This is a genomic window from Streptomyces sp. NPDC055078 (assembly GCF_053607985.1).
In genome coordinates this window covers 1-25,870 of record NZ_JBSGUP010000045.1, presented here as the reverse complement: position 1 = coordinate 25,870, position 25,870 = coordinate 1, and the positions used below count along the sequence as shown (strand labels likewise).

Annotated in this window: 21 protein-coding genes; 9 read left to right on the top strand and 12 right to left on the bottom strand. The window is 69.4% G+C overall.

Annotated features, from left to right (window positions below; translation table 11 throughout):
• Positions 1-107: 107 nt before the first annotated feature.
• From ACWF94_RS06750 to ACWF94_RS06730, 5 genes are all read right to left on the bottom strand, one after another.
• Positions 108-650, bottom strand: a complete 543-nt coding sequence (locus ACWF94_RS06750; RefSeq protein WP_453485380.1) for a bacterial proteasome activator family protein — start codon at positions 648-650, stop codon at positions 108-110.
• Positions 651-757: 107 nt separating this feature from the next.
• Entirely contained in the window at positions 758-3,610 is a 2,853-nt protein-coding gene (locus ACWF94_RS06745; RefSeq protein WP_453485379.1) for an FtsX-like permease family protein, read from the bottom strand.
• On the bottom strand, positions 3,607-4,371 hold the full coding sequence (locus ACWF94_RS06740; protein ID WP_453485377.1) for an ABC transporter ATP-binding protein: 765 nt from the start codon (positions 4,369-4,371) through the stop codon (positions 3,607-3,609). The genes ACWF94_RS06745 and ACWF94_RS06740 overlap by 4 nt, the downstream gene beginning before the upstream one ends.
• Before the next feature lie 629 nt (positions 4,372-5,000).
• On the bottom strand, positions 5,001-5,690 hold the full coding sequence (locus ACWF94_RS06735) for a PadR family transcriptional regulator (RefSeq protein WP_453485375.1): 690 nt from the start codon (positions 5,688-5,690) through the stop codon (positions 5,001-5,003).
• A gap of 109 nt (positions 5,691-5,799) precedes the next feature.
• Positions 5,800-5,988: a hypothetical protein gene (locus ACWF94_RS06730; RefSeq protein ID WP_453485373.1), complete on the bottom strand. Its 189-nt coding sequence runs from the start codon at positions 5,986-5,988 to the stop codon at positions 5,800-5,802.
• Positions 5,989-6,088: 100 nt separating this feature from the next.
• On the opposite strand from ACWF94_RS06730, the gene ACWF94_RS06725 reads away from it, so the two are divergent.
• On the top strand, positions 6,089-6,454 hold the full coding sequence (locus ACWF94_RS06725) for a hypothetical protein (RefSeq protein ID WP_453485371.1): 366 nt from the start codon (positions 6,089-6,091) through the stop codon (positions 6,452-6,454).
• 390 nt (positions 6,455-6,844) lie between these two features.
• Here the strand turns inward: ACWF94_RS06725 and ACWF94_RS06720 are convergent, their stop codons facing one another.
• Positions 6,845-8,560, bottom strand: a complete 1,716-nt coding sequence (locus ACWF94_RS06720; protein ID WP_453485369.1) for a protein kinase domain-containing protein — start codon at positions 8,558-8,560, stop codon at positions 6,845-6,847.
• Between the two features lie 351 nt (positions 8,561-8,911).
• On the opposite strand from ACWF94_RS06720, the gene ACWF94_RS06715 reads away from it, so the two are divergent.
• Complete coding sequence (locus tag ACWF94_RS06715) at positions 8,912-10,465, top strand: protein kinase domain-containing protein (RefSeq protein WP_453485367.1); 1,554 nt, start codon at positions 8,912-8,914, stop codon at positions 10,463-10,465.
• A gap of 272 nt (positions 10,466-10,737) precedes the next feature.
• On the opposite strand, the gene ACWF94_RS06710 is transcribed toward ACWF94_RS06715, so the two are convergent.
• From ACWF94_RS06710 to ACWF94_RS06700, 3 genes are all read right to left on the bottom strand, one after another.
• Entirely contained in the window at positions 10,738-11,742 is a 1,005-nt protein-coding gene (locus ACWF94_RS06710) for a phosphotransferase (RefSeq protein WP_453485365.1), read from the bottom strand.
• A gap of 15 nt (positions 11,743-11,757) precedes the next feature.
• Complete coding sequence (locus tag ACWF94_RS06705; protein WP_453485363.1) at positions 11,758-12,363, bottom strand: pyridoxamine 5'-phosphate oxidase family protein; 606 nt, start codon at positions 12,361-12,363, stop codon at positions 11,758-11,760.
• 275 nt (positions 12,364-12,638) lie between these two features.
• Positions 12,639-13,301 carry a response regulator gene (locus ACWF94_RS06700; protein ID WP_453485361.1) on the bottom strand — a complete coding sequence of 221 codons (663 nt, stop codon included), beginning with the start codon at positions 13,299-13,301 and terminating at the stop codon, positions 12,639-12,641.
• A gap of 346 nt (positions 13,302-13,647) precedes the next feature.
• On the opposite strand from ACWF94_RS06700, the gene pdhA reads away from it, so the two are divergent.
• From pdhA to ACWF94_RS06685, 3 genes are read left to right on the top strand one after another with little or no spacing between them, the layout of a single operon-like run.
• Positions 13,648-14,853, top strand: coding sequence for a pyruvate dehydrogenase (acetyl-transferring) E1 component subunit alpha (gene pdhA / locus ACWF94_RS06695; protein ID WP_453485359.1), 1,206 nt, complete (start codon positions 13,648-13,650; stop codon positions 14,851-14,853).
• A 2-nt stretch (positions 14,854-14,855) separates the two neighbouring features.
• A complete protein-coding gene (locus tag ACWF94_RS06690) occupies positions 14,856-15,836 on the top strand; it encodes an alpha-ketoacid dehydrogenase subunit beta (RefSeq protein WP_453485357.1) in 981 nt (326 codons plus the stop codon).
• 14 nt (positions 15,837-15,850) lie between these two features.
• Positions 15,851-17,467: a 2-oxo acid dehydrogenase subunit E2 gene (locus ACWF94_RS06685; protein ID WP_453485355.1), complete on the top strand. Its 1,617-nt coding sequence runs from the start codon at positions 15,851-15,853 to the stop codon at positions 17,465-17,467.
• 183 nt (positions 17,468-17,650) lie between these two features.
• Here ACWF94_RS06685 and ACWF94_RS06680 read toward each other — a convergent pair whose 3' ends face one another.
• Positions 17,651-18,610 (bottom strand): D-alanyl-D-alanine carboxypeptidase family protein, encoded by a 960-nt coding sequence (locus tag ACWF94_RS06680; protein ID WP_453485353.1) that lies wholly within the window; start codon positions 18,608-18,610, stop codon positions 17,651-17,653.
• A gap of 464 nt (positions 18,611-19,074) precedes the next feature.
• Between ACWF94_RS06680 and ACWF94_RS06675 the strand changes: the two genes are divergently transcribed.
• Positions 19,075-19,725, top strand: a complete 651-nt coding sequence (locus tag ACWF94_RS06675) for a GntR family transcriptional regulator (RefSeq protein ID WP_453485351.1) — start codon at positions 19,075-19,077, stop codon at positions 19,723-19,725.
• Positions 19,722-21,020 (top strand): MFS transporter, encoded by a 1,299-nt coding sequence (locus ACWF94_RS06670; RefSeq protein ID WP_453485349.1) that lies wholly within the window; start codon positions 19,722-19,724, stop codon positions 21,018-21,020. The genes ACWF94_RS06675 and ACWF94_RS06670 overlap by 4 nt, the downstream gene beginning before the upstream one ends.
• 341 nt (positions 21,021-21,361) lie before the next feature.
• On the opposite strand, the gene ACWF94_RS06665 is transcribed toward ACWF94_RS06670, so the two are convergent.
• Complete coding sequence (locus ACWF94_RS06665) at positions 21,362-22,186, bottom strand: maleylpyruvate isomerase family mycothiol-dependent enzyme (protein WP_453485347.1); 825 nt, start codon at positions 22,184-22,186, stop codon at positions 21,362-21,364.
• Positions 22,187-22,540: 354 nt separating this feature from the next.
• On the opposite strand from ACWF94_RS06665, the gene ACWF94_RS06660 reads away from it, so the two are divergent.
• Entirely contained in the window at positions 22,541-23,425 is an 885-nt protein-coding gene (locus ACWF94_RS06660) for a DNA-processing protein DprA (RefSeq protein ID WP_453485345.1), read from the top strand.
• Between the two features lie 393 nt (positions 23,426-23,818).
• Here ACWF94_RS06660 and ACWF94_RS06655 read toward each other — a convergent pair whose 3' ends face one another.
• Complete coding sequence (locus ACWF94_RS06655; RefSeq protein WP_453485343.1) at positions 23,819-24,073, bottom strand: hypothetical protein; 255 nt, start codon at positions 24,071-24,073, stop codon at positions 23,819-23,821.
• A 762-nt stretch (positions 24,074-24,835) separates the two neighbouring features.
• Between ACWF94_RS06655 and ACWF94_RS06650 the strand changes: the two genes are divergently transcribed.
• The gene (locus tag ACWF94_RS06650) at positions 24,836-25,558 is read left to right on the top strand and encodes a hypothetical protein (protein ID WP_453485341.1); all 723 of its coding nucleotides are present in this window, start codon (positions 24,836-24,838) and stop codon (positions 25,556-25,558) included.
• The last annotated feature ends 312 nt before the right edge of the window (positions 25,559-25,870 follow it).

Below are 25,870 nucleotides of genomic sequence, written 5' to 3'. Positions count from 1 at the left end.
GGTCCGCCCCGATCGGCCTCTCGTCAGTGGTTGGTGGTCCGCCTGCGGATCGCTCCCGCGGATTCCGCCGACGGATTCGGTCTGGACGATTCGTCCGCGGAGTCCGTCTACAGATACGGGCCCGAGCGGATCGCGCCGTGCTGGGGGTTGTCGTCGTCATCGTGGGACGCGCCCGGCGGAAGGGCGCGGCGCATCTGTTCCAGCTGGGCGCGGGCCGCCATCTGCTGGGCGAACAGGGCCGTCTGAATGCCGTGGAAGAGACCTTCCAGCCACCCCACCAGCTGGGCCTGCGCGATACGCAGCTCCGCTTCGGAGGGGACCGCTTCATCGGTGAAGGGCAGCGAAAGGCGCTCCAGCTCCTCGACCAGCTCCGGTGCGAGCCCGTCCTCCAGCTCCTTGACCGAACTGGCGTGGATCTCCTTGAGCCGCACCCGGCTCGCCTCGTCGAGAGGAGCCGCCCTGACCTCCTCCAGCAGCTGCTTGATCATGCTGCCGATCCGCATGACCTTCGCGGGCTGCTCGACCATCTCCGTCACCGGGACCTCGCGCGCCCCGTCATCACCGCCACTGCCACCGAGCGCCATCCCGTCCTGACCCACGACCAGCACATGGGGGCTCTCCTGCGAACGTTCATTCCTCGGCATCTCCATGCCGCCATTCTCTCGCACAACCGCGTCACCACACGGTGTGCCCCCATACGAGAATGATCACCCTCGTACGGGGGCACAAAAGCGCAGGCCGGGCCATCAATGGCCGGTTATGTCGCCTCCCGGCGGGCCAGGGCGCCCCGGGAGCGGGTCACCAGGGCCGCCAGCAGCGCCGCACCCAGTGGGACGGCGATCAGCAGGACCGCCAGGGTGCTCCAGGGGACGACGATCGGCACATACGGCACCGTGATGTCGCCATGGCCCGCGTCCAGCGCCTTCTGGTGCCAGTGCATCCGCTCCTGCCGCTCGGTGAGCCGCAGGCCCATCGCGGGCAGTACGCCCGCCGCCGAGCCAAGCACCACGCCCATCAGTGCCACCACTCCGCACTGGAATCCGCTGAGCGTCCGGCGTACCCGGGGCGGGGCACCGACGGCGGCCAGCGTCTTCAGATCCGCTTCGGCGTCGGCCTGGGCGAGCCCCGTGGCGATCCCGGCCGCACCGATGGTGATCAGACCCGCGAAGACCGCCAGCGCCAGCAGGATGATGCTGTTCTCGCTGGTGAAGCCCTCCTCGACATGAAGGTCGACCTGACCGCCGGTCTTGTCCAGCTCCCCTTCCAGCTTCTGGCGCTGCTCGGTGCCGGGCGTCTTGTCGGTGGAGTAGTACGCCCCCAGCGGGGTCGTGGTCAGACCCGCCGCCTTGGCCGTGGCCGGTGACATCAGCAGCTGGATACCGTACGCGTTCACCGTCTTCGGCGCCCGGTGCGCGGGAAGGACCTTGACCTCTCCCGGTGACTCCTTCCTCTTCTCCGCGGCCTCGTCCGCCGCCGCCGGGTCGGTGATCAGCCGGATGCCGACCTCCCCCTTGGTGTTGAGGTGGCGATGATCGAACGCGACGGTCTTCCCGCCCGCCAGTGCCTTGGCGACCGCCTTGTCCTCGATGCCGAGGACCTTCAGCAGCTTCTCGTCGCCGATCATCACATTCACGGCGGCATACCCCTTCGGATCCTGGCAGCGCCAGTCCCTGGACAGCTTGCGCCGCTCGGCCACGGAGTACTTGGCCGCAGGGTCGGCATCGGGGTCGGCCGGGTCGAAGGCCCGGAGCGGACACTCGTTGGCAGGCGGGATGATCAGCTCATAACGGCCGCAGCCCCGCTGCGAGTCGTCGTAGGTGGCGCAGTTCGGCTTGCCGACGGCAATCCGGTCCACATCCGCCCGGACGTCGACAGGGAGCATCTTCTGTACGGTGGACCGCACCCCGGGGATCTCCCGGGCGGAGTCCGCCTCGTCGAGGGTCACCGAGACCGCGCCGCGCGGCAATCGGGCCTCATACGCGGCTTCTTCCTGGGCGTTCTGGCTCGCGGCGTACGTCGCCACCGCGACCGTGCCGGCGACGGCCGCCAGCACCGCGGCCACCGCCGGGGCCGTACGCCCCCGGTTGCGTACCGCGTCACGCAGCGCGAGCCGCGGGGAGAGCGGCAGGAAGCGACCGGTCTTGCCGAACAGGCCCACCAGGGCCGGGGTGAGCGCGACCACGCCCAGCTCCGCCAGGGCACTGCCGCCGCCGACGAGCAACACGCTGTCGCTCACCGTCGAGCCGTAGAGCGCGATGGCGGCGCCCAGGGCGACCGCGATGAGGCCGATGGTCGGCAGCACCCTGCTCGTCCTGCGGACACCACGGCGGCCGGTGAGCGAGGCGAGCACTGACTGACGGGAGGCGGTGACGGCCGGGACCAGCGCGGCCAGCAGACCCGTCAGTACCGCCAGCAGACCGATACCGAGCAGTTCCAGCGGCCGGATGTCGAAGCTCGCGAAACGCTCGCCGGCGTAGTCTTCGATCACCGGTCGCAGCGCCCAGGTGAGCAGCAGCCCCAGCGCGGTGCCGACCACCGCCGCGACCGCACCGAGCACCAGGCCGCCCGAGAGCACGATGGCCCGGATATGGCGGCGGTCACCGCCGTTGGCACCGACCAGACCGAGCTGTCGCCGTGAGCGCCGGGCACCCACCGCGAAGGCGGGGCCCGCCAGCAGACAGATCTCCAGCATGGCGAGTCCGACGACGGTCGCGACGGCGCCGATCACGGTTGCCTGGGCGGATGAGCTGTTCCCGTAGTCGTGCCAGACGTCGTAGAACGGGACATCGGACCTGGGCGGCGGGTCAAGAATCACCGCGCGGGAAGCGACCGTCACCCCCTTGGCGTTGACCTGCTTGACCATGTTCCACGTGAAACCACCCTTGATCTTCACCAGATAGCTGGTCTCGGGACCGGTGGTCGGCAGACCGGCCTTCTCCAGCTCCTGGTCCAGCGGCGCGAGGAGTGCGCCCGGGAGGAGGTTCACCTGGTCGGTTTTGAGCAAGCCGGGAAGCTCGTAGGTGCCCACGATCGTGTACTGGCGGTCCAGGCCCCGGGCCGAGAGCCCGGAACCCAACTCCAGGCCGCTGTTCTTCAGGAACTGGGAGGTCACGGCGACCTCGTCGGCCTTCTTGGGGAACCGTCCGTCGAGCAGGGTCATGATCCCCCTGCTCATCGGGTCCGCCGCTTTCAGCTCCCGGATCTCGGTGTTCAGCAGCCCGTGCCCGGTACGGAGTTTGGCCCGCCCGAGCGTGTCCGTCAGCGTGGTGGCTCCCGCGGGCAGCGCCTTGGCGACATCCGTGCCGCCTTCGGGCAACGGCTTGTTCTCATACTCCATCGGCGGCAGGGAGGCTTCGCCGTCGGGCGACTGCAGCACAGGCACGCCGCCGTACTGCGGATCGGTCACCCGGGCGTCCGCGCGCCCCATCTCCCGCTGGAGCTTCTGCTCGGGGGAGAGCTGTCCGCTGCGGATGGTCAGGTCCGCGGCGCTCACACCGACGATCGGCAGGGCGAGCATCGCCAGAACGAGGACGCTGCGTCCCTTGTTGCGCCAGGCGTCACGGCGGGCGATACGGATCGCGGCCCGCCAGGAGCGGTACCAGGTCTTCACAGCTCGACCGCTCCCTGACCCGTGAGCAGCGAGTCGGCCTGGCTGCGGATGGTCTGGTCGACCACGGCGCCGTCACGGAGGAAGATCACCCGGTCCGCCCAGGCCGCGAAGCGCGGCTCATGGGTGACGAGGATGCCGGCCGCGCCGGCGTCGCAGCGGGCGCGCAGCAGCGCGAGCACGGATTCACCCGTCTCGGAGTCCAGCGCACCGGTCGGTTCGTCGGCGAGGACCAGCCGTCGTCCGCCGACCAGGGCGCGGGCGATCGCGACGCGTTGCTGCTGACCGCCCGACATCTCGTCCGGGAAGCGGTCGGCGAGCTGGCCAAGCTCCATCTCCTCCAGCGCGGCGAGGGCCTCGACACGGGATTTACGGGCGGAGACACCGTCCAGCTCGCGCGGCAGGGAGATGTTCTCGGCGGCGGTCAGCGCCGGGATGAGGTTGTAGTCCTGGAAGACGTAGCCGATGCTGCGGCGGCGCAGGGCGGCGAGTGTCTTGCGATCGGCGGTGGTGATGTCGGTGTCCTCGACGATCACCCGGCCCGAGGTGGGTGCGTCCAGGCCGCCCGCGATGGTGAGCAGGGTGGACTTTCCGGAGCCGGACGGGCCCATGACGGCGACGAGTTCACCGGGGAAGACATCGAGATTGATACCGCGCAGGGCGTGTACCTCGGTGGCGCCGCTGCCATGGACGCGGGCCAGTTGTTGGAGTTGCAGCACGGGCTTTTGCGCCTGGTGTGACTGCTGTGGCGTAGAAGTGGACATCGGAGGGTTCCCCCTTGGACGGAGCGGTCGAGCGGCAGACTTCCGAGCGTCTGAGTTTTGAGTGCTGAGCCTTGAATGCCGAGCCCTGAGCGCCTGAGCGCCTCTGTGCCTGAGTGCCTCTGTGCCTGAGTTGCGGTGCCTTGGCCCTGAGCGGTCTGAGCCTGGGCGCCCGGGGCCTTGAGTGCCTGGCCTTGAGTGCCTGGGCCTGGGTGTCCGGGCCTGGTGCGCAAGGGTGTTCACGCGGCAGGGCGTTCAGCGGTTGCGCCGTCGGCGGCCGGGCAGGTGACACCCAGCCACGGGCGGTGGAGCGGTGCAGCGGTGGTGCAGGGTGGTCGGCCGAGTGGCCGGCCGGTCGGTCCGGTGAAGCGGCTGAGCCGGTAGCAGGCGGCTGAGCCTGTGGTGTCGGAAGCCTTGCTGGACGGGTGAGTGGAGAGCGGTGGACTCGGTCCGGGTGACCGGACGGCGAGCGGGTGGCCCGGTGGGGCCGCGGGTGGTGCGTGGGTGTGCTGTCCTGGGCCTCGGCCCAGGGCGGAACCATGAGACCGCCAGGGGACGGCGGGCGGTCCGCGATCGCCTCGTGCCCAGGCCCCGGTGCCTGCTGCCCGAGCCCCAGTGCCTGGTGCCCGGGGTCAGGTCGTGGACGCGGGACCGGCAGGTGCGGTCGGAGAGCGCTGCGAGGGCCCTGCTCTTCGGCCGCCGGCCCGCTCGGGCGTTGGCGGGTCGGCCGCCGAAGGGCGCTCGGCACCCTCGGCGGACTTCGCGCCTTCCGTGGACTTCATGGAGAGCCTGATGAGTCTGACCTCGCAGTGGTCGAGCCAGCGTGCCTCGGCCTCCGTCTGGAAGATCAGCTGCTCCAGTACGAGCAGCCAGGCCACATCGTCCCGCTCCCGCGCGCCCCCGTTCTCGATGGCGGCCAGCGCCTGGGCCTTGAGCCGGGTGTAGTCCTGCATGGCCTTCACGGTGTGATGGCGCTGGGACTGGATGACGGCCCGGATGTCCACACCGCGGGCCCCGATCGCCATCGCGAGCTTGATGGCCAACTCGTCCCGGGGCGGACTGCTGCGGTCCACCGGAGCCTCGAACCAGCTCCTCAGCTCGGCCTGCCCGGCTTCGGTGATGACATACAGCGCGTGCCCGGCGTCGTCCTCGCCGTTCTGCGCGACCATGCCGTCACGTTCCAGCCGGTTGAGGGTCGTATAGACCTGGCCGACGTTGAGCGGCCAAGTGGACCCCGTGCGCGACTCGAATTCTGAGCGGAGCTGCGAGCCGTACCGAGGCCCGTGCTCCAGGAGGGCGAGAAGCCCGTGACGGATCGACATACTCGGTATGTATACCGGGTATGCCGGGATGGGCCAACCGTCAGAAGGGGGAACCCTGATGTCCGTCCTGAGGATGACGCCGACCGTGCGGAAGGGGGACGGGGCGGGGTCAGCGACGCCTCATCCGTACGCCCAGGAAGCCGATTCCCAGGCCCATGAGTGCCATTCCGACCCCGAGGGAGAGCGGCGAGACCTCATGGGCGACGGGTTCCGGAGCGGTCTGCGCGGGCTGCTGACGTGCGGCTGCGGGGGCCTGAGGGCTCAGTGGGGCCGCCGTGGTCTCCTCGATCACTCCCACCGCGCCCTCCTCGTTGAGCTCAGGTGCCTCGTCCTCCGTGAGAGGGGGGTTCGGGGCGAGGGGCCAGGGGCTGGGAGAGACGGCCGGGTCGGACGGGGACGTGGAACCGGGACGAGACTGTGACGTTGCCGACGCCGTACCGGAGCCGTCAGGCGCCGACGCGGTGCCGGTGGAGGAGCGGGCCGCCGCCTCGGAAGGGGGGCGGGAGGGGGTGCCGGGGGCGGTGTCCACAGGCGGGTCGGAGGACTCGCGCGGGCTCTCGCTCACCGGCGACCGCCCGGGCCGCGGACGCCCCTCGCCCGCCGGGCGCCCCGCCAGCGACGGGGAGGCGCTGGGCCGGGCCGTGGGGGTCGAAGCGGCGGGTGGCGTCTCCTCCGCGTACGAGGGTGGCGTGGCCGACAACAGCAGGGGGAGCGTGGCGATGGCCATCGCACACCGCGTGCGGAGCCTTGGAGTCACCGGGTGACCCCCCTCCCGTGCCGAGCCGCTGTACCTAGCCGCTGTACCGATGGACTCAGCGTCACACGACGTGACAGATCCGGCATCTCGGGCCCGGTGCCGTGGGGGGCCGGAGCGGGAGGGCCGTTGAGCCGGCCGTACGCGGGAGGGGGCGTACGCATACGGCGGGGGGCGTACGGGAGTGACGGCGAGCGCCCACCGTGCGTTGCGCACCAGCCGGGTCAGCCGGGTCAGCCGGGTCAGCCGGGTCAGCCGGGTCAGCCGGGTCAGCCGGGCCCGACAGGCCCGACAGGCCCGACAGGCCCGACAGGTCTCGCCGGGCCGGCAGGGGGACGGCCGGCAGCCGGTCGGTCAGCCGCAGGCCCGCGGTCGGGCAGCCCGCTGGGCAACCAGCCGGTCAGCCGGCCTTGCCCGTCGAGACCTCCAGCTCGTACTCCTGGCCCGTCGGGAGCACGGCCGACCCCTGGCGCGGATACTGGTCCACCACGGCGTCCTTGGGCCACTGAGGGTTGTTCACCTCGGTCACCTTCCAGGTCCAGCCGGCCGCCCGCAGACAGTCCTTCACCGACAGCAGGTCCTTGTAGCGCAGATCGGGCGCCTGGACCTTCTTCGTGTCGGAGCCGTCCTCCAGGGGATCCGAGCACTTCGTCGACTCGATGGTCCGGCCCCGGTCCGGCTTCATGACGACCCCGCTCCCGGCGTCCCCCGTCTGGCTTGCCGTCGGCGACGGCCCGTCCCCGTCCTTGGCGTTCTTCTCGGCGCTCCGGTCCTGAATCGCCTTGATCACGCCGATGATCAACAGGACGCCCATGAAGACCGATGCCACGGTGATCGCGATCCGGCGGCCGGGGGACCTGCGACCGCCACCACCGCCGGCCGACGGCGGGGCCGACGAGATGGTGTACGCGGGAGAGTGCCCCGCCATCGGCCCCGGTGCCTGATACGCGGGCGCTTGCTGGTGCGGATATCCGTACTGGGGCGGCGGGGTCCCCGCGTGCTGCGGGGACTGCCCGTGCTGTGGCGGCAGCGGTGTCTGGGGCGTCTGCGGCGGGGTCGGCGCCCCATAGGGCCCCGGCTGATACGGCGTCTGCACACTCTGCTGCGGCGGAGGCGCGGCGGCCGACTGGTCCAGCGGCGGGAAGACCGCGGAGCCCACCCCCGAACCGCTCGCCACCGGCCCGCCGCCGACGATCACCGGCGCGGCCGTCTGACCGCCGCCGGCGACCCGCGCGCACTCGTCGCGCATCGCCGCCGCGCTGGGGAAGCGTTCGTTCGGGTTCTTCTTCAGCGCCCGCGCCACCAGCGCGTCCATGGCGGGGGTCAGGGAACGGTTGATCGTCGAGGGGGCGACCGGCTCTTCCTGCACATGCGCGTACGCGATCGCCAGCGGCGAGTCCGCGTCGAACGGCAGCCGTCCGGTCAGCAGCTGGAAGAGCATGATGCCGACCGAGTAGAGATCGGAGCGGGCGTCCACACCCCGGCCGAGCGCCTGCTCGGGCGACAGATATTGCGGTGTGCCCACCACCATGCCGGTCTGGGTCATCGAGGTGACACCCGACTGCATGGCGCGCGCGATGCCGAAGTCCATCACCTTGACCACACCGCGCCTGGTCATCATCACGTTCCCGGGCTTGATGTCCCGGTGGACCAGTCCGACCTCATGGCTGGTCTCCAGCGCGGCCAGCACATCGGCCGTCACCTTGAGCGCCCGGTCGGCGGGCATCGCGCCGTACTGCCGCACATCGTCGTGCAGCACGGAGCCGAGCGGGCTGCCCTCCACGTACTCCATGACGATGTACGGCATCGGGCCGCCGCCGCTCGCGGCGGGGTCGGCGAAGGTCACCGTGTCCTCGCCGGTGTCGAAGACCGAGACGATGTTCGGGTGCGACAACTTGGCGACGGCCTGGGCCTCGCGCCGGAACCGCTCCCGGAACGACTGCTCGCGCCCCAGCTCCGAATGGAGCGTCTTGATGGCGACCTGCCGGTCCAGCGCGGAGTCGTACGCCAGATGGACCGAGGCCATCCCGCCCTCGCCGAGCAGGTCGCGGAACTGATACCGGCCACCCGCCAGGGAGCCGCCCGCATAGCGGCCCTGCGTACCGTCCTGGCTCATGACTGTGCATCCCCCTCGGCGCGAAGAAGCCGGTGTGAAGACCCGCTGTCCGCGATGTGCGTGATCCGTTATGCCTGATCCGTGTGCCTGATCCGTAGATCCGTATCTGATCCGTATCCCTGATCCGTACGACGTGGCAAGTCTGCCCGAGGGGTGCGGCACGTCAAGCCGGGTGCCCGTTCCGTGACCGTACGCACAAGAACAGTCCCTTAAGCGTTACCGCAGTACCACAGGGATTTGCGTGGCCGTGCTCACAGGGGGTTTGATGACCGGTCCATCTCAGGCCGGTCTGTCGTACGAAGGCTGTAGCGTGAGGCACCAGTGTAGATACAGATACGACGGCGAGGACTGATGGCACCCGAACCCGAAGCTGGCGGCAGCGGCGTGCCGGATGGGGCTGACTCCTGGGGCGTCGGCGGTGTCGTCGGCGACGGCCGCTACCGGCTGACCCACCGCCTCGGACGCGGCGGCATGGCCGAGGTGTTCGCGGCGGAGGACGTACGCCTCGGCCGGACCGTCGCGGTCAAGCTGCTGCGTGCCGATCTCGCCGAGGACCCGGTCTCCAAGGCCCGCTTCACCCGCGAGGCGCAGTCGGTCGCCGGTCTCAACCACCACGCGATCGTGGCGGTGTACGACTCCGGCGAGGACGAGTTCAACGGCCAGTCCGTGCCGTACATCGTCATGGAGCTGGTCGAGGGCCGCACCATCCGCGATCTGCTGCTGAACGCCGAGGCACCGCCGTCCGAGCAGGCGCTGATCATCGTCTCCGGCGTCCTGGAGGCGCTGGCGTACTCGCATCAGCACGGCATCGTGCACCGGGACATCAAGCCCGCGAACGTGATCATCACCCACTCCGGCGCGGTGAAGGTGATGGACTTCGGCATCGCGCGCGCCCTGCACGGCGCGTCCTCGACGATGACGCAGACCGGCATGGTCATGGGCACCCCGCAGTACCTCTCCCCCGAGCAGGCGCTCGGCAAGGCCGTCGACCACCGCTCCGACCTCTACGCGACCGGCTGTCTGCTCTACGAACTGCTGGCGCTGCGGCCCCCGTTCACCGGTGAGACCCCGCTCTCGGTGGTCTACCAACACGTTCAGGACATTCCGCTGCCGCCGTCCCAGGCGTCGGACGTGGTGCCGCCCGAGCTGGACGGGCTGGTGATGCGCTCCCTCGCGAAGGACCCCGACGACCGGTTCCAGAGCGCGGAGGAGATGCGCGGTCTGGTGCAGTACGGGCTCCAGATGATCCAGCAGCAGGGCAGCCACAACGGGACCTGGAACACCGGGCCCGTCGAGATGCGCGAGGGCTCCGGCCCGGGTCTGGGGATGACCGCGGCGACCGGTATGCACCACCCGATGCACGGGGAGACCTCGCAGGGGCGGATCCTGCCGCCGGCGAACCCCGACGACGGGGGCTACGACGGCGGCCGGCGGCCCAGCCGTAACCGCGGCAAGGTGTGGCTGGTGGCCGCGCTCGCGCTGGTGGCCGTGGTGGCGGGGGTCGCCTTCGCGCTGAAGCAGACGCAGGACCCGGACCCCGGGCCCAAGGAGGGCACCAAGACCTCGCAGTCCCCGACGACCTCGGAGAGTGCGAAGTCGCCGTCGCCGACGCCGTCCGAGGAGGAGACGGACGAGCCGGACGATACGCCTGGGGGGCAGCAGGAGCCGACGCGGAAGCCGACGTACCGGCCGCCGCCGAAGGCGACGCCGTCGCATACGCCGTCGACTGGGACGTCGCCGAAGGAGACGCCCAGTCAGACGGATGAGCCGACGGGGAACCCGCCGAGCACGGACATCACTGATCCGGGTGGGGGTCCGGGTGACCCCTCGGGTGAGCCGACCCCGACGGGGGGTAACCCCGCAGGGGGCTCCGGGGGTGACCCGGGCGGGCAGAACACCACCTGATCCGTCTGTCCGCGTAGCACCGGGCCCGGCCACCTCTGTTGACCGGGCCCTTCGCCGGGGCTCCGCCCCGGACCGCCCCCTACGCCCCTGCGGGCGTGGAGGTACCCCCAGCTCCTCAATCGCCGGACGGGCTGGATGGTGCCGGGTGCGCAGACGGCGGGTGGTGCGCGCCTCAATCGCCGGCGGGGCTGATTTTGCTTGCCCGGTCCTCAATCGCCGGACGGGCTGGATGTGACGCCGGCGGGGCTGAATTTGCCCGGTCCAGGGGGCCGTTACGTCGTGAATGCCTCCCGGACCGCTGCGTACTGGCTGGTCCACCACACCGCCAGGGCCGACACCGCGGCGAACTGCGGGTCGGCCCTGCGGTCGGAGAGCTGGTAGCGCCAGCGCAGTATCCAGAAGTCGTTGAGGCGCTCCCACCAGACGCGGTGGACGGCGGCGGCGAGTTCTGCGGCGTCGGCGCCGGCGGCGCGGCGGTAGGCGCGGGCGTAGGCGCGGACTTTGGGGAGTTCGAGTTCGCCGGCGGGCTGGACGAAGAAGATGGCCGCGGCGCGGACGGCCTCCTCGGCGCGGGGCTGGACCCCGAGGCGGTCCCAGTCGACGATCGCGGCGGGTTCGGCACCTCGGTACAGCAGGTTCAGCGGGTGGAAGTCCCCGTGCACCCAGCCGCCGGCGGAGGCGGGCGGGGGTCTGCGGTCGGCGTGGAGTTCCAGGAGGGCCCGGCGCTCCATGAGGCGGTGTTCGGCGAGGGTGTCGAAGCTGCTGTGGGGGCTGGACGCCCTGGCCAGGGCTAAGAGTTCATCGATGAGCGTGAAGGTTTCCTCCGGGTCTGCGCTTTCGTACTCCCCCGGCTCGCTGTGGTCCACCATGACCCGTTCCAGACAGGTGTGGACGAGCCCGAGGAGGGAGCCCAGCCGACGGGACTGGAGGGTGGACAGATGCGCGCCGTTGCGGTGGCGTCCTTCGATCCAGGGGTGCAGTGCGTAGCAGTCGCCCCCGATCACCGCGACGGTCTCGCCGTGGGTGTCCTCGACGGGCGGGGCGACCGGTACGCCCAGGGCCTGGAGGCGCTGGGTGGCACGGTGCTGACGGGCGATGGCCTCATGGTCGCCGTCGAGGTGATGCTTGAGGAAGTACGCGCCATGGGTGGTGGCGAGACGGTAGCCGCGATTGAGGAGGCCCTCGGTGACCCGCTCACAGGAGAGCGGTTCGCCCGGGTTCTCGTAGCGGCGCAGCAGGGCACCGACCGGAGGTGCGGTGACAGATGAGCGCGGCACTCACCAAATGCTAGATCACGCAGCGTGTCCGGTGGGCTGCTCTTCGCGATAGTCCAGGGTATGCACGGTGACGAACTGTGGTTCGAGACGCATATGCACCGGTTCAAACCTCTCGCCGTCCGCCTGATGCGGCTCATCGCCGAAGAGCCGCATCGTCTCGCGGGCCGGCTGGACGATCTCCGCCATGCCCGTGAACTGTACGGACCACAGGGACTTTCCACCGGAGCTGAAGTTGTCGGCCTCATAGGCCACGACACTGCCGTTGCACGCCCGGTGGTAGCCGAAACCGCGGTGGATCCGCAGGAGGACACCGCCGTCCAGCACGATGTGCCGGGCGGGGGCGACGAAGGGCATCGCCCGCATGCTGGTCGCCAGCCTGCCGTAGGAGACACGGGAGAGCAGCTCGATCGCGCGCAGTTCCTCGGCGGCGGTATCCGATCCGGCGGTATCCGAAGCGGCGGCATTCGATGCGGCGGCTGCGGCGGATACCGCGCCTGCGGTGGACAGGGCCTCTGCGGCAGCCGCATCCGATCCGGCGGCTGCGGCGGCTACGGCCGCTGCGATCGCGGCGGACGCCTGGTGTTCCTTCGTGGACGACGCCTGGAGTTCCTCGGTGGACATGGATTCCACTGTCGGTGACCGGAAGTCCCAGGGGAAGGGGCCGCCGCCCCCCGTCGACGGGGACGTAAGTCCCGGTTCGGGGGTCCGTAGGGATCAGGCCGTACGTGTGACACGTGCCACCTGTGCCCGCTGTGCCGCCCCGGCGCCCGCCGTGTCACCCCGCGCCCGCCGTGTCACCCGCGCCCGCCATGCCACCCGCGCCCGCGCCGTACGGCCTCAGCGCTGCCCGCGTTCCCGCGCCCGCGCTCCGGCGCCCCCGTCCGTACACAACACCGTCAGTGGTGCTGGCGCTCCTGCATCCTCGCCACATACGCCGCGGCCTGCGAGCGCCGCTCCATCCCCAGCTTGGACAGCAGACTGGAGACATAGTTCTTGATCGTCTTCTCGGCGAGATGGAGCCGCTCGCCGATGACCCGGTTGGTCAGCCCCTCGCCGATCAGATCCAGGATCCTGCGCTCCTGGTCGGTGAGCGCCGCCAGTTTGTCGTCACCCTTAGGGGCGCCGCCGTCGCGCAGCCGCTCCAGGACGCGCGCGGTCGCCACCGGGTCCAGCAGGGATTTGCCCGCTGCCACCTCCCGTACCGCCGAGAGCAGCTCATTGCCCCGGATCGCCTTGAGCACATAGCCCGAGGCTCCGGCCATGATCGCGTCGAAGAGCGCCTCGTCGTCGGCGAACGAGGTGAGCATCAGGCACTTGATGCTCTCGTCCCGGGAGCGGATCTCGCGGCAGACCTCGACCCCGCTGCCGTCCGGCAGCCGTACATCCAGAACGGCGACATCGGGGCGGGTCGCCGGGATCCTGGCGATGGCGTCCTCGGCTGTTCCGGCCTCGCCGACGACCTCGATGTCGTCCTCGACCGAGAGCAGCTCATGAACCCCGCGTCGCACGACCTCATGGTCGTCCAACAGGAATACGGTGATTTTTCGTTCTTCGCGCACGAATGCAGTCTCACACACCGGCTCTTCCCGTGCCCGGGGTGGCCGGGATAACGTGCCGGTGTCCTCGACGGTCCGCAAGGCGCTGACCAGTGGTTGTTCCCGTATTTCTCGATTTACTTGGAAATCCAAGCAAAATCGCAGGTCAATAGGGGTTTCGCAGGAATGCTGCGCACTGGGTAACGTGCTTTTTGACAGGGTCTCGTCGGGGGCACCTGTCACGCCTGTCCGGCCGACCGCACCCACCCCGTGCGCGAATACGAGACAGGCGAGCCTCCCCCTGTCTTCGGCAGGGGCGACCCCAGGCTCCCGGCGAACCCGGGGGACCGGACAGACGAGGAGCACGCACGTGACCGTGGAGAGCACTGCCGCGCGCAAACCGCGCCGCGGCGGCAAGCGGGTGAGCGCCGCGAAGAAGCCACAGAGTTCCGAACCCCAGCTCGTTCAGCTGCTGTCGCCCGAGGGCCGGCGCGTCGAGCACCCTGATTACGAGATCGACCTGACGCCCGACGAACTGCGCGGGCTCTACCGGGACATGGTCCTGACCCGCCGTTTCGACGCCGAGGCCACCGCTCTCCAGCGCCAGGGCGAACTGGGACTGTGGGCATCGCTGCTCGGCCAGGAGGCCGCCCAGATCGGTTCCGGCCGCGCCCTGCGCGACGACGACTATGTCTTCCCGACCTACCGGGAGCACGGTGTCGCCTGGTGCCGGGGGGTGGACCCGACGAATCTGCTGGGCATGTTCCGAGGTGTGAACCACGGCGGCTGGGACCCCACCACCAACAATTTCCATCTGTACACGATCGTCATCGGCTCCCAGACGCTGCACGCCACCGGCTATGCGATGGGTGTGGCCAAGGACGGCGCGGACTCCGCCGTGATCGCCTACTTCGGCGACGGCGCCTCCAGCCAGGGCGATGTGGCGGAATCGTTCACCTTCTCCGCCGTCTACAACGCGCCCGTGGTCTTCTTCTGCCAGAACAACCAGTGGGCCATCTCCGAGCCGACCGAGCGCCAGACCCGGGTGCCGCTCTACCAGCGGGCCCAGGGCTTCGGCTTCCCCGGAGTGCGCGTCGACGGCAATGACGTACTCGCCTGCCTCGCCGTGACCCGGTGGGCGCTGGAGCGGGCACGCCGCGGCGAGGGCCCGACGCTGGTGGAGGCGTTCACCTACCGGATGGGCGCGCACACCACATCGGACGACCCGACGAAGTACCGGCTCGACGACGAGCGGGTGGCCTGGGAGGCCAAGGACCCGATCCTGCGGCTGCGTACCCTCCTCCAGAACGAGAAGCACGCCGACGACGCGTTCTTCGCCGCGCTGGAGGAGGAGAGCGACACCCTCGCCAAGCGGGTGCGCGAGGCCGTGCGGGCGATGCCCGACCCCGACGGCATGGCGATCTTCGACCATGTCTACGCCGACGGGCACACGCTCGTCGACGAGGAGCGCGCGCAGTTCGCCGCGTACCAGGCGTCCTTCGCCGATGGCGCCGATGGTGCTGATGGCGCCGATGGCGCTGACGGTTCGGAATTCGCGGAAGGGGAGGTCAAGTAATCATGGCCGGACAGAAACTCCCGCTCGCGAAAGCGCTCAACGAATCGCTGCGCAGGGCCCTGGAGACCGACCCCAAGGTCCTGATCATGGGCGAGGACGTCGGAAAGCTCGGCGGAGTCTTCCGGGTCACCGACGGACTCCAGAAGGACTTCGGCGAGGACCGGGTGATCGACACCCCGCTCGCCGAGTCCGGCATCGTCGGTACGGCGATCGGGCTCGCGCTGCGCGGCTACCGGCCGGTCGTGGAGATCCAGTTCGACGGGTTCGTCTTTCCCGCGTACGACCAGATCGTCACCCAGCTCGCCAAAATGCACGCCCGCGCGCTCGGCAAGATCAAGCTTCCCGTCGTCATCCGGATTCCGTACGGCGGCGGCATCGGCGCGGTCGAGCACCACAGCGAGTCCCCCGAGGCCCTCTTCGCGCATGTCGCGGGCCTTAAGGTGATCTCGCCGTCCCATTCGGCCGACGGCTACTGGATGCTCCAGCAGGCGATCCAGAGCGACGACCCGGTGATCTTCTTCGAGCCGAAGCGGCGCTACTGGGACAAGAGCGAGGTCGACACCGACGCGATCCCGGGACCGCTGCACGCGGCCAGGACCGTGGTGACCGGAACCGATCTCACCCTGGCCGCCTACGGGCCGATGGTGAAGGTCTGTACGGAGGCCGCCGCCGCGGCGGCGGAGGAGGGCAAGTCGGTCGAGGTGCTGGATCTGCGCTCGATGTCCCCGATCGACTTCGACGCCATCCAGACATCGGTGGAGAAGACGGGCCGGCTGGTCGTGGTGCACGAGGCCCCTGTCTTCTACGGCTCGGGCGCGGAGATCGCCGCCCGTATCACCGAGCGATGCTTCTACCACCTGGAGTCCCCGGTGCTGAGGGTCGGCGGCTTCCACGCCCCCTACCCGCCGGCACGCCTGGAGGAGGAGTACCTCCCGGGGCTCGACCGGGTGCTGGACGCCGTCGACCGCTCGCTCGCGTACTGAGGGGTGCCGAGAACATGACACAGGACACTTCACTGCGCTTCCGCGAGTTCAAGATGCCCGACGTGGGCGAGGGGCTCACCGAGGCGGAGATTCTCAAGTGGTACGTAGGGCCCGGTGACGCGGTCACGGACGGCCAGGTCGTCTGCGAGGTCGAGACGGCGAAGGCGGCCGTGGAGCTGCCGATTCCGTACGACGGTGTGGTGCATGAGCTGCGCTTCCCGGAGGGCACCACGGTCGATGTCGGCCAGGTGATCATCTCGGTGGATGTCGAGCCGGGCGCCCCTGCCCCTGAGGGGCAGGCCGCTGCGGAGGCACCGGCTCCCGGGGAACCGGCCGCGGAGTCCGGGGCCGAGCCGAAGGGCCGCCAGCCGGTCCTGGTCGGATACGGGGTCGCCGAGTCCTCCACCAAGCGCCGTCCCCGTAAGCCTGCCCAGGCCCCCGGCCGGACACCGGGAGGCCAGGCCCCCGGCCAGGCCCCCGGGCAGGTCCCCGGTCAGACGGCGGGCCAGGCGGCGGGGCCGTCGGCGGGTCGGACGGGTCAGGCCCCCGGCCGGGCAGCGGGCCAGGCGGTCGGCCAGGCGGTCGGCCAGGCCCCGGCGCGGGCCGCCGGGGAGTCCGCCGCCGCTCAGGCGACGGCCGCGGCCGCGATCCAGGCCGAACTCTCCGGGGCACCGGCGCCCTCAGTGGCCTCAGGGGTACCCGAGCTGAACGGGCACGGCACCGCGCCCGCCCGCCCGCTCGCCAAGCCCCCGGTGCGCAAGCTCGCCAAGGACCTCGGGGTCGATCTGGCGGCCGTCACTCCCACCGGCCCGGACGGGATCATCACCCGTGACGACGTCCACGCGGCCCTCACCCCGGCACCGGCCGCACCCGGCCCGGCGGCCGTCGTCGCCGAGGCACCCGTGGCGGTCCCGGCCGCCCCGGCGGGCGCGCGGGAGACCCGCGTACCGATCAAGGGCGTACGGAAGGCCACGGCAGCGGCCATGGTCGGCAGCGCGTTCACCGCGCCGCATGTCACCGAGTTCATCACGTTCGATGTGACCCGGACGATCAAGCTGGTCGAGGAGCTGAAGTCCGACAAGGACATGGCGGGCCTGCGGGTCAACCCGCTGCTGCTGATCGCCAAGGCGCTGCTGGTGGCGATCAAGCGGAACCCGGAGGTCAACTCCTCCTGGGACGAGGCAGCTCAGGAGATCGTCCAGAAGCACTACGTCAATCTGGGCATCGCCGCGGCCACCCCGCGCGGTCTGATCGTGCCGAACATCAAGGACGCGCACGACAAGACCCTGCCCGAACTCTCGCGTGAGCTGGGCGAGTTGGTCGCAACTGCCCGGGAGGGGAAGACGACACCTGCGGCGATGCAGGGCGGCACGGTGACCATCACCAACGTCGGTGTCTTCGGTGTGGACACCGGTACGCCCATTCTGAACCCCGGCGAGTCCGCGATCCTCGCGGTCGGCGCGATCAGGCTCCAGCCGTGGGTCCACAAGGGCAAGGTCAAGCCGCGTCAGGTCACCACGCTCGCGCTCTCCTTCGACCACCGGGTGGTCGACGGCGAACTGGGCTCCAGGGTGCTGGCCGATGTGGCGGCTGTCCTGGAGAACCCGAAGAGGCTGATCACCTGGGCCTGACGCGGCCCTTGGGGACGCGGCTCTTCAGGAGACGCGGCCCCGGAACGACGAGGTCCCGTGACACGGCACAGTGCCACGGGACCTCGTCGTACGTCATGGGCGTGCCCCTGAGGGGAGCGTCAGTCCTGCCGAGCCGTCCCTGAGGGGAGCGTCAGTCCTGCTGAGCTGCCCCCGAGGAGCGCGTCAGTCCTGCTGAGCGCCGGCCGGAAGCGAACGCACCTTCATGGTCTTGGCGGTGGTGGAGCCGAAGCCGTAGTCCAGCAGCTTCGCGGCGTCGTTGTAGCGGTCCTTGCCGTTCAGGACGACCCCAACGTACGTCTTGGTGCCCCGGGTGGCGGCGAAGACCAGGCAGGGGCCCGCCTTCGTGCCCGTACCGGTCTTGATGCCGACCGCGCCCTTGTAGGAGCCCAGCAGCTTGTTGGTGTTGTACCAGGTGTAGGTGCGCGTACCGCCCGTGCTGGTGGTGGCCTTGGTGACGTACTTCTGCGCGCCGACGACATCACGGAAGGTCTTGCTGGAGAAGGCGTGGCGGGCCATCTTCGCGAGGTCGGACGGGGTGGTGTAGTTCTGCCCGGCCTGCGATATCCCGTCGAACGAGTCGAACTTGGTGTTCTTCAGGCCCAGTTTGGCGGCCTTCGCGTTCATCATCCCGATGAACGACTTGACGCGGGCGTTCGTGTTGCTGCCCTTGCCGAAGGCATCGGCGAGGGCGTACGCGGCGTCACAGCCGGAGGGCAGCATCAGCCCGGACAGGAGCTGGCGGACGGTGACCTTGTCGCCCGTCTTGAGATCCGCGGTGCTGCCGCCCTGCTTGGTGACGTAGTCGCGGTAGACCTGCTTGACAGTGATCTTGCGGTTGAGGTCGACCTTGGGGGTCGTCAGCACCGTGATCGCCGTCACGACCTTCGTCGTGCTCGCCATCTGGCGGCGGGTGCTGTCGCCCTTGACGTAGCGGCCCTTGCCCGTCTCCTGGTCGATGAGGTAGCCGCCCGATGCGCTGATGGCCGGCACCGCGGGCGCGGCCTGGGCGGGTGCGGCGAGCGGCGATGCGGTGAGGAGCAGGCCGCCGGAGAGGACGACCGTGGCGGCTCTGCGCACGTTCGTGCTGCTGAATATCAAAGGAAACGCTCCGAGTTCGCACATGCGTCGAAAAACGTCTGAGTCGGGTCCCGGGTAAACACGGGTCCCGATAGAAGACGCTTGAGCGAGGCAAAGGGATGCACCGGCCACACAGGTCTCATCGGAAAATCTCACCGCGGGGTGCCCGCTGGGCACGGGCGCCGCCGTCCGACCTGGCACCCCGCTCCCCGGGGTCCCGCGCCCTGCCCCTCCGGCTCCCGGCTCTCTGCTCGCCCGGCTCCCGGCCCGCTGCCTCTCCGGCTGCCGCCGCGTACCCGCTGCGTACCCGCTTGCGTGTCCTCGGGGTGCCCTCGGGCTCTCCGCCGACCCGACCCGCCCCCGCCCCTCCGCCCCGCCCCTCCGCCTCGCCTCGCCGCCCCCCTCGCCCCCTGCCCCCTCCGCCGTCAAACCCGCTGCTTTCAGCCCTTCGCGTCCTGCATCGTGGACGCGGCCTTGGGATGCACCTCTCTTGTATCTATGCTGTGCGCATGCCTGCTGCCGCCCCCACCGCCCCCGCCGCCGAACGCGTCTACACCCACATCAAGCAAGCGGTTCTCGACCGGCGGTACGAAGGCGGCACGCTGCTCACCGAAGGCGAACTGGCCGACGCCGTGGGGGTGTCGCGCACCCCCGTCCGCGAGGCGCTGCTCAAGCTGGAGGTCGAGGGGCTGATCAAGCTCTACCCCAAGAAGGGCGCCCTCGTGCTGGCCGTCTCCGCGCAGGAGATCGCCGATGTGGTGGAGACCCGCCTGCTGGTCGAGGAGCACGCGGCCCGCAAGGCCGTCCCGGCCTCCCCGCAGCTCGTCGCCCGCCTCGAAGAGCTGCTGGAGCAGCAGAAGCGGCAGGGCGAGTCGGGCGATCTCGCCGCCGTTGCGATGACCGACCGCCTCTTCCACGCCGAGATCGTGCGCAGCGGCGGCAATGAGATCCTCTCCCGGCTGTACGACCAACTCCGCGACCGCCAGCTGAGGATGGGCGTCGCCGTCATGCACGCGCACCCCGACCGGATCGCCAAGAACATCGTCGAGCACAGCGAGATCCTGGACGCCCTGCGCGGCGGCGACCCGGAGAGAGCCGCGGCCCTTGTCCACCGCCATGTGGGCTGGTTCAGCAATCTGGCGCGGGGTGAGGTCCGGTGACCTCCCCCAGCCTGCCGGGCGATCCGCCGGGCGGTCGCCGTGCCGCCGCCGTCTGGGGCATCGGCGTCGCCGTCTACTTCGTCGCCGTCGTCTTCCGTACGTCGCTGGGGGTCGCCGGTCTCGACGCCGCCGACCGCTTCGACATCAACGCCTCCGCGCTCTCCGCCTTCTCCATACTCCAGCTCCTCGTCTACGCGGCCATGCAGATACCCGTCGGTCTGATGGTCGACCGGCTCGGCACCAAGAAGGTCCTGGCGCTCGGCGCGGTGCTGTTCACCATCGGGCAGCTCGGATTCGCGCTCTCCCCCTCGTACGGAACCGCCCTCGCCGCCCGCGCCCTGCTCGGCTGCGGCGACGCGATGACCTTCATCAGCGTTCTGCGCCTGGGCAGCCGCTGGTTCCCGGCCCGTCGCGGCCCGCTGATAGCCCAGGTCGCGGCCCTCTTCGGGATGGCGGGCAATCTCGTCTCGACCATCTTCGTCGCCCGTCTGCTGCACGGGATGGGCTGGGCCGCGACCTTCGCCGGCAGCGCGGTGGCCGGAGTGGTCGTCCTCGTACCGCTGCTGCTCTTCCTCAAGGATCACCCTGAGGGGCAGCACGAGCCGCCGCGCCGCCCTTCGCACCGTGGCGCCGGGTTCATCCGCCGTCAGATCGCCCACTCCTGGCGGGAGCCGGGCACCCGGCTGGGGATGTGGGTGCACTTCACCTCCCAGTTCCCCGCGATGGTCTTCATGCTGCTGTGGGGGATGCCGTTCCTCGTCGAGGCCCAGGGCCTCTCCCGGGACGCCGCGGGCTCCCTGCTCACCCTGGTGGTGATCACCAGCATGGTGGTGGGCCTGGTCTACGGGCAGGTCATCGCCCGCCACCACGCCGCCCGGATCCCGCTGGCCCTCGGCACGGCGGGCGTGATCTCCACCGCCTGGGCCGCCGTCCTCGTCCACCCCGGGCACGCCCCGATGTGGCTGCTGATCACCCTGTGCGCGGTGCTCGGGGCCGGTGGCCCGGCGTCGATGATCGGCTTCGACTTCGCCCGCCCGGCGAATCCGCCCCAGCGGCAGGGCACCGCGTCGGGCATCGTCAACATGGGCGGATTCACCGCCTCCATGGTGACGCTGCTCGCGATCGGCATCCTGCTGGACATCACCGGTGGCAGCTACCGGATCGCGTTCTCCTGCGTCTTCGTCCTGGAGGCGCTGGGCATCACCCAGATCCTGCGCCTGCGGGGACGGGCCGTGAAACTGGAGCGGGAACGGCTGGTGGCGAGCAGGGTGGAGACGGTGCACGTCCCGGCATGAGCGCGCCGGGGGCGCCGGGGTACGTACGGCTGTGGGCACGGCTGCCCGTACGGGCGGGGGCGGATGGGCCCCTGTCGGCCGGGGTGGCGCGTACGGCCCCTAAGGGCGCTTCCGGCGGGGGCGTGGGCGTACGTACGGGCGCCCTTGTGCCGGGGACCCGCGTCGCCACAGGGCTCAGGGGCACGCAGGGCGGGCAGGACGGCTCGCAGGGCGCCGGGCGCTCAGCGCGGGAGGGCGCGGGCACTGCGCGTATGCGAGGCTCAGGACGCCCCGGGAGGCGAGAGCGGCGGGGGCGCTCAGGACACGCAGGCGCCTCAGGACAATCAGGCGAATCAGGCGAATCAGGGCGTGACGGCGAACTCGCGCAGAATCGCCGCCGCCAGCTCCTGGTCCCCGTCCACCTTGATCCGGTCCACCACAGCGGCCAGCCGCACCCGCCCGCAGGCCAGCCGGTAGTACGTCTCCCAGTCCATGGCGAGCGTCACGATCGGCCCCAGCGACGGCGAGCCGTCGACCGAACCACGGCCGTCCGCGTTCACCCGCACCGTCCGCAGAAACTCCAGCGGCCCGTGCACATCGACCACCACCGCCGAACTGGGCGGCGCCCCCGCGTCCTTGGCGACGACCTTCGGCAGGGCGTCGAGCAGGAAGTCCCGGGTGACATAGGCGCCGGGGGAGTCGAGGTTGCCCGGCTTGTTGAGCGCCACCCGCAGATCCTGCTCATGCACCCAGGTGTCGAACGCGCGCATCCTCATGGCGACTTCAAGGGTCTGCTCGGCCCCGAGGGGAGCACGGACCTTGGCATCGGGTGAGCGGTTCTCATTGCGGAGCTGCCGGGCCCGCCGGATCATCGTGTACTCCAGCTCCGATGTCATCTCCGGAGCCGTGTGATGCCTGCGCACATCGACCTGCATCTCCATGTAACGGGCGAAGTCGCTCTTCACATGGTAGAGATCACGCGGCAGCGTGTGTATGGGCCGCGGGTCGCCCAGCATCTCGGTCTCCATGCCGATGACATGCGAGACCACATCCCGTACCGACCAGGATGGGCAGGGCGTGGGCCGGTTCCACTCCCCCTCGACGAGCGGCTGCACCAGCTCGGCTATCGACTCGATGGCGTGAGTCCAGGCATCGGCGTAGGTCTGGAGGCTGGGATGGACGGTCACGGGACCCCTCGGCGGTTCTGCGGGACGCGGGCTGGCGGCTGATGGCTGGGCGGGCGGCGGGCTGGTCGGCGTGGGAGGCTCGGCAGTTAAGTTACGCTGCCGGACGTCGCCCCGGCAGTGCTTTCGTGTGACGATCGTAGGCCCGTACGGAGGGGGCAAACGCCAGGGCGCCCCTGGTGTGCCCGCGCGCCGCCGCCAAACCGCCCCAGAGGCGTATGAACAGCCCATTTCGCAGTCGGGCGCCGGGGCTGCTGCCGGGGGCTGTCGTCTGCTTCGTACGTCCGTACCTCCGTGCCGACGGGTTCCGGTCGCCGACCACCTGCCCGCCGGGGGCGGCCTCTCTATACTCGGGATATGGACCAGGAACTTGAGCGAGCCGCACTCATCGCATTGCTGCGACGGGGCGATCGTTCCTGGACCGAGCTGACGGACCAGATCGAGACCGTGGGCAGCGCGCGTACCGTTCTCGACGACGCTCTCGACGTCTCCGGGCAGGGCGCCCTCTTCGATACCGCGCCCGCCGCGGACCTGGAAACCCTCGTCGCCGAGATCGCCGATTGGGAGCGGGAGGGGATGCGGCTGGTCACCATCCTCGACGAGGACTACCCGCTTTATCTGCGGCTCGTCCACCAGCGACCGCCGTTCCTCTTCCTGCGTGGCACTCAGCGCGAGGACGATCTGCGCGTCGCCGTGGTCGGCACCCGCACTCCCACCCCGGAGGGGATCAACCACGCGCGCGCCATCGCGGGCGGGCTCGCCGAACGCGGGGTCACCGTGGTCAGTGGCCTGGCCGCTGGGATCGACACCGCCGCCCATGGCACCGCGCTCGCTGTCGGCGGCCGGACCGTCGGAGTCATCGGCACCGGACTGCGCCGTGCCTACCCCGCGCAGAACGCCCGGCTACAGCAGGAGATCGCCGAGCGGGGACTGCTGATCTCCCAGTTCTGGCCGGACGCGGCACCCACGAAGGCGTCCTTCCCCATGCGTAACGCGGTGATGAGCGGCTACAGCCTGGCCACGGTGGTGGTCGAAGCCGCCTACCGCAGCGGGGCACGCATGCAGGCGCGGCTCGCCCTGGAGCACGGCCGACGAGTCTTCCTCATGCGATCCCTCATGACGCATGAGTGGGCCGGGGAGTACGCGTCCCGCCCCAATACGACGATCATCGACGGCCCGGACGACGTATTCGCCGAACTCGACTCGCTGGTGCCCACCGCCGGCGAGTTGACCTGGGTATAAGGGACGGCGCCGGGTGGCATCCGTTGGCGAGCTCTCCGCCCGCTATGCAAACTTCCTCGTACACCCGCTGTCCCCAGGGCCGGGTGTCTGCCGGGTCTGCCGTGGACCGGTGAATCCCGGTTAATGGGGATATCCGCTGTGCTGTGGCGCTTCCTCGACTTACACGAAGCGTGCGTGTCCGCGCCTTGTGAGGTGGCGGCTTTCGACAGCATGACCACGGTGCCCAGCACCAGTGCTGGGATGCCTGCATACTCCGGCCCTGAGACCACGCCCCGGACCATGCGAGGACAATGGCGGTGACTCTGCGCCCGACGGAGGCCCCGTGAACGACGTTTTCCGCACGTCAGAGCTTCGAACTACTCGTTAAGTCACTGGTATTGCGACTAGACCAGGTCAGACCAGAGTGGCGTCCAGGTGCTGCTGCACCGGTTCGAACAGTCCGTATGGGACGTACTGGGGGATGTCGGCGTGGTGGGCCATCGCTGCCTTCCACGGCGCGGCGTCGGCGCGGGCGATCTCTTCCCACGCAGCGGCGTTGGCGGCGGTGAAAGCCTCCACGGCGTCTGCGGGCGCGCTCAGCCAGGACGGGAAACGGCGGGCGATCGGCGGCGACATGTTGGTGAAGACCTGGTACGGAAAGCCCCGCACTGGCGAGCTGTCACGAAAGTTCGAGGCTAGGAACAGTCCGGGTGACTCATGGGCTTCAGTGTTTCAACGAACCGTGAACCCGAGGCGGTATGCAGAAGGACAATCCAGCATCTGAGGTGTCTAAGAATAGCTCGCTGAAAAGTGATGATTTCGCGGCTTTCGCTTATTGTAGGCTGCGCCAGAGAGCCGTGCAGCCAGCCTGCAGGCCGAGACTCTTCCGAACTTTGCCCCTGCGGTCACGGCGTTTGCCCGCGCGCATCTTGCCTCACCAGCCTCCCGCTCTGTATAGAGAAAGGACTGCCCGCAACGAGGGAGATTCACTTGCACGAACATAAAGAGGCCAAAGCTACCGCCACCGATAGGAAGCGGACTCCCTCCCACGCAGCCTTGTCCGGACCCGCACATCCCGCCCAGCGTTTACTCACTCTCCAGGCCGCGGTCGGGAACGGCGCCGTGGTCCAAATGCTCCGCCAGACCGGACACCCTTGGGCACAGCACGAACACAACCTCGGCTGCGGCCACCTGGACAATAAACAACCTGCCATGCAGCGCTCCGCCGCCCAGGACGTTCTGCGCGCCCCCGGCAACCCTGTCGACACCGCCACCCGGGCAGGGGATACGTCTGCTCACTCCGTGCAGCGGAAAAAATTGGAAACGCGAAAAACCCGAATGCATGCGCAGCAGGGGCCATCGTGCTGGCTCTTCGTCCTTGAAGCGCTCGCCCAGGCACACGGCCTGGCAACTTCGTACCTGAAGGTGGCGATGTATGCCTACCCAAAGGGGGAAGAACTCGGATATGAAGATCGCAGGGTTGAAGCTGTAAAGAAAATGGCTGAAAATCTTGATTGGATGGTCCAGGCGCTGCGATCGCACAGTAAAAACTCAGAAGAGATTTCCCGCCAAGATGTCGAGAGGATCGCCCAGGAAGCGGGAGCCACTAAATGTCTCAGATTTATAGGCTTCGAAAGGGTGGCTATGGGGAAATATGAAGTCGAGATTGCGGATGTAGGGGGAATTATTGATGTCTTCGATGAAGCCTGGAGGCGGGCCGAGCGGCTGCGGAGGATCGTTGATACGCCGGGGTCTGACACGAAAGAAATACTCGGAGGGGATGCAGAGAGAGTCAGACCAGAAAGCTCTGTGGCGTCCGCCACGAGAAAACTGAAAGAGCTGCGAGAGGAAATGCCCGTATTCCTCTCGGTTCGGAAGAGATATAAGCCGCGAGAAAGGGACCGTCCCGACCCCAGCCAGCCGATGCCTATGGGCGTCTACTGGACCGATCGGACAGACCCGATGGAATCTACCAACCATGCGCTTCTGCTCACCGGCTACAAAAAGGGAATCGTTTCCTATAAAGACCCGAACTTCGGAGATATTGAAATCCGCATCACCGTCGAGCAGTTCATGGAAATGGCGGGAGATAGGTATCTCACCATGAGACCATACGACCCGGATAGGGGGGCGCTGGATGAACTCGGCGACTGAAAGCGGGCCAGTCGTGATGTCAGGGTGAACGCCCTCGGCGCGGATCTCTGAAATCAGAAAGGTCGAAGGTTGTCATTTCGTCGTAATAGTCCGGTGAGGTGTGCGCCTCGGGCCTTCTTTGTGTAGGCAGTCGTAGAGCTGTGCGCATCGGCGTTCGCCGCCGTCCGGGACAGGGCGACACGCCACACGATGAGTACCGGCCAGTCTGGCCGCGTACCAGGAACGGTTCGGCGGCTCTCGACTCACTCGACTGATCACACCGGCGCGGCAGTGAAGGCCCCGCCATTCCGGCTCACCCGGAATGGCGGGGCT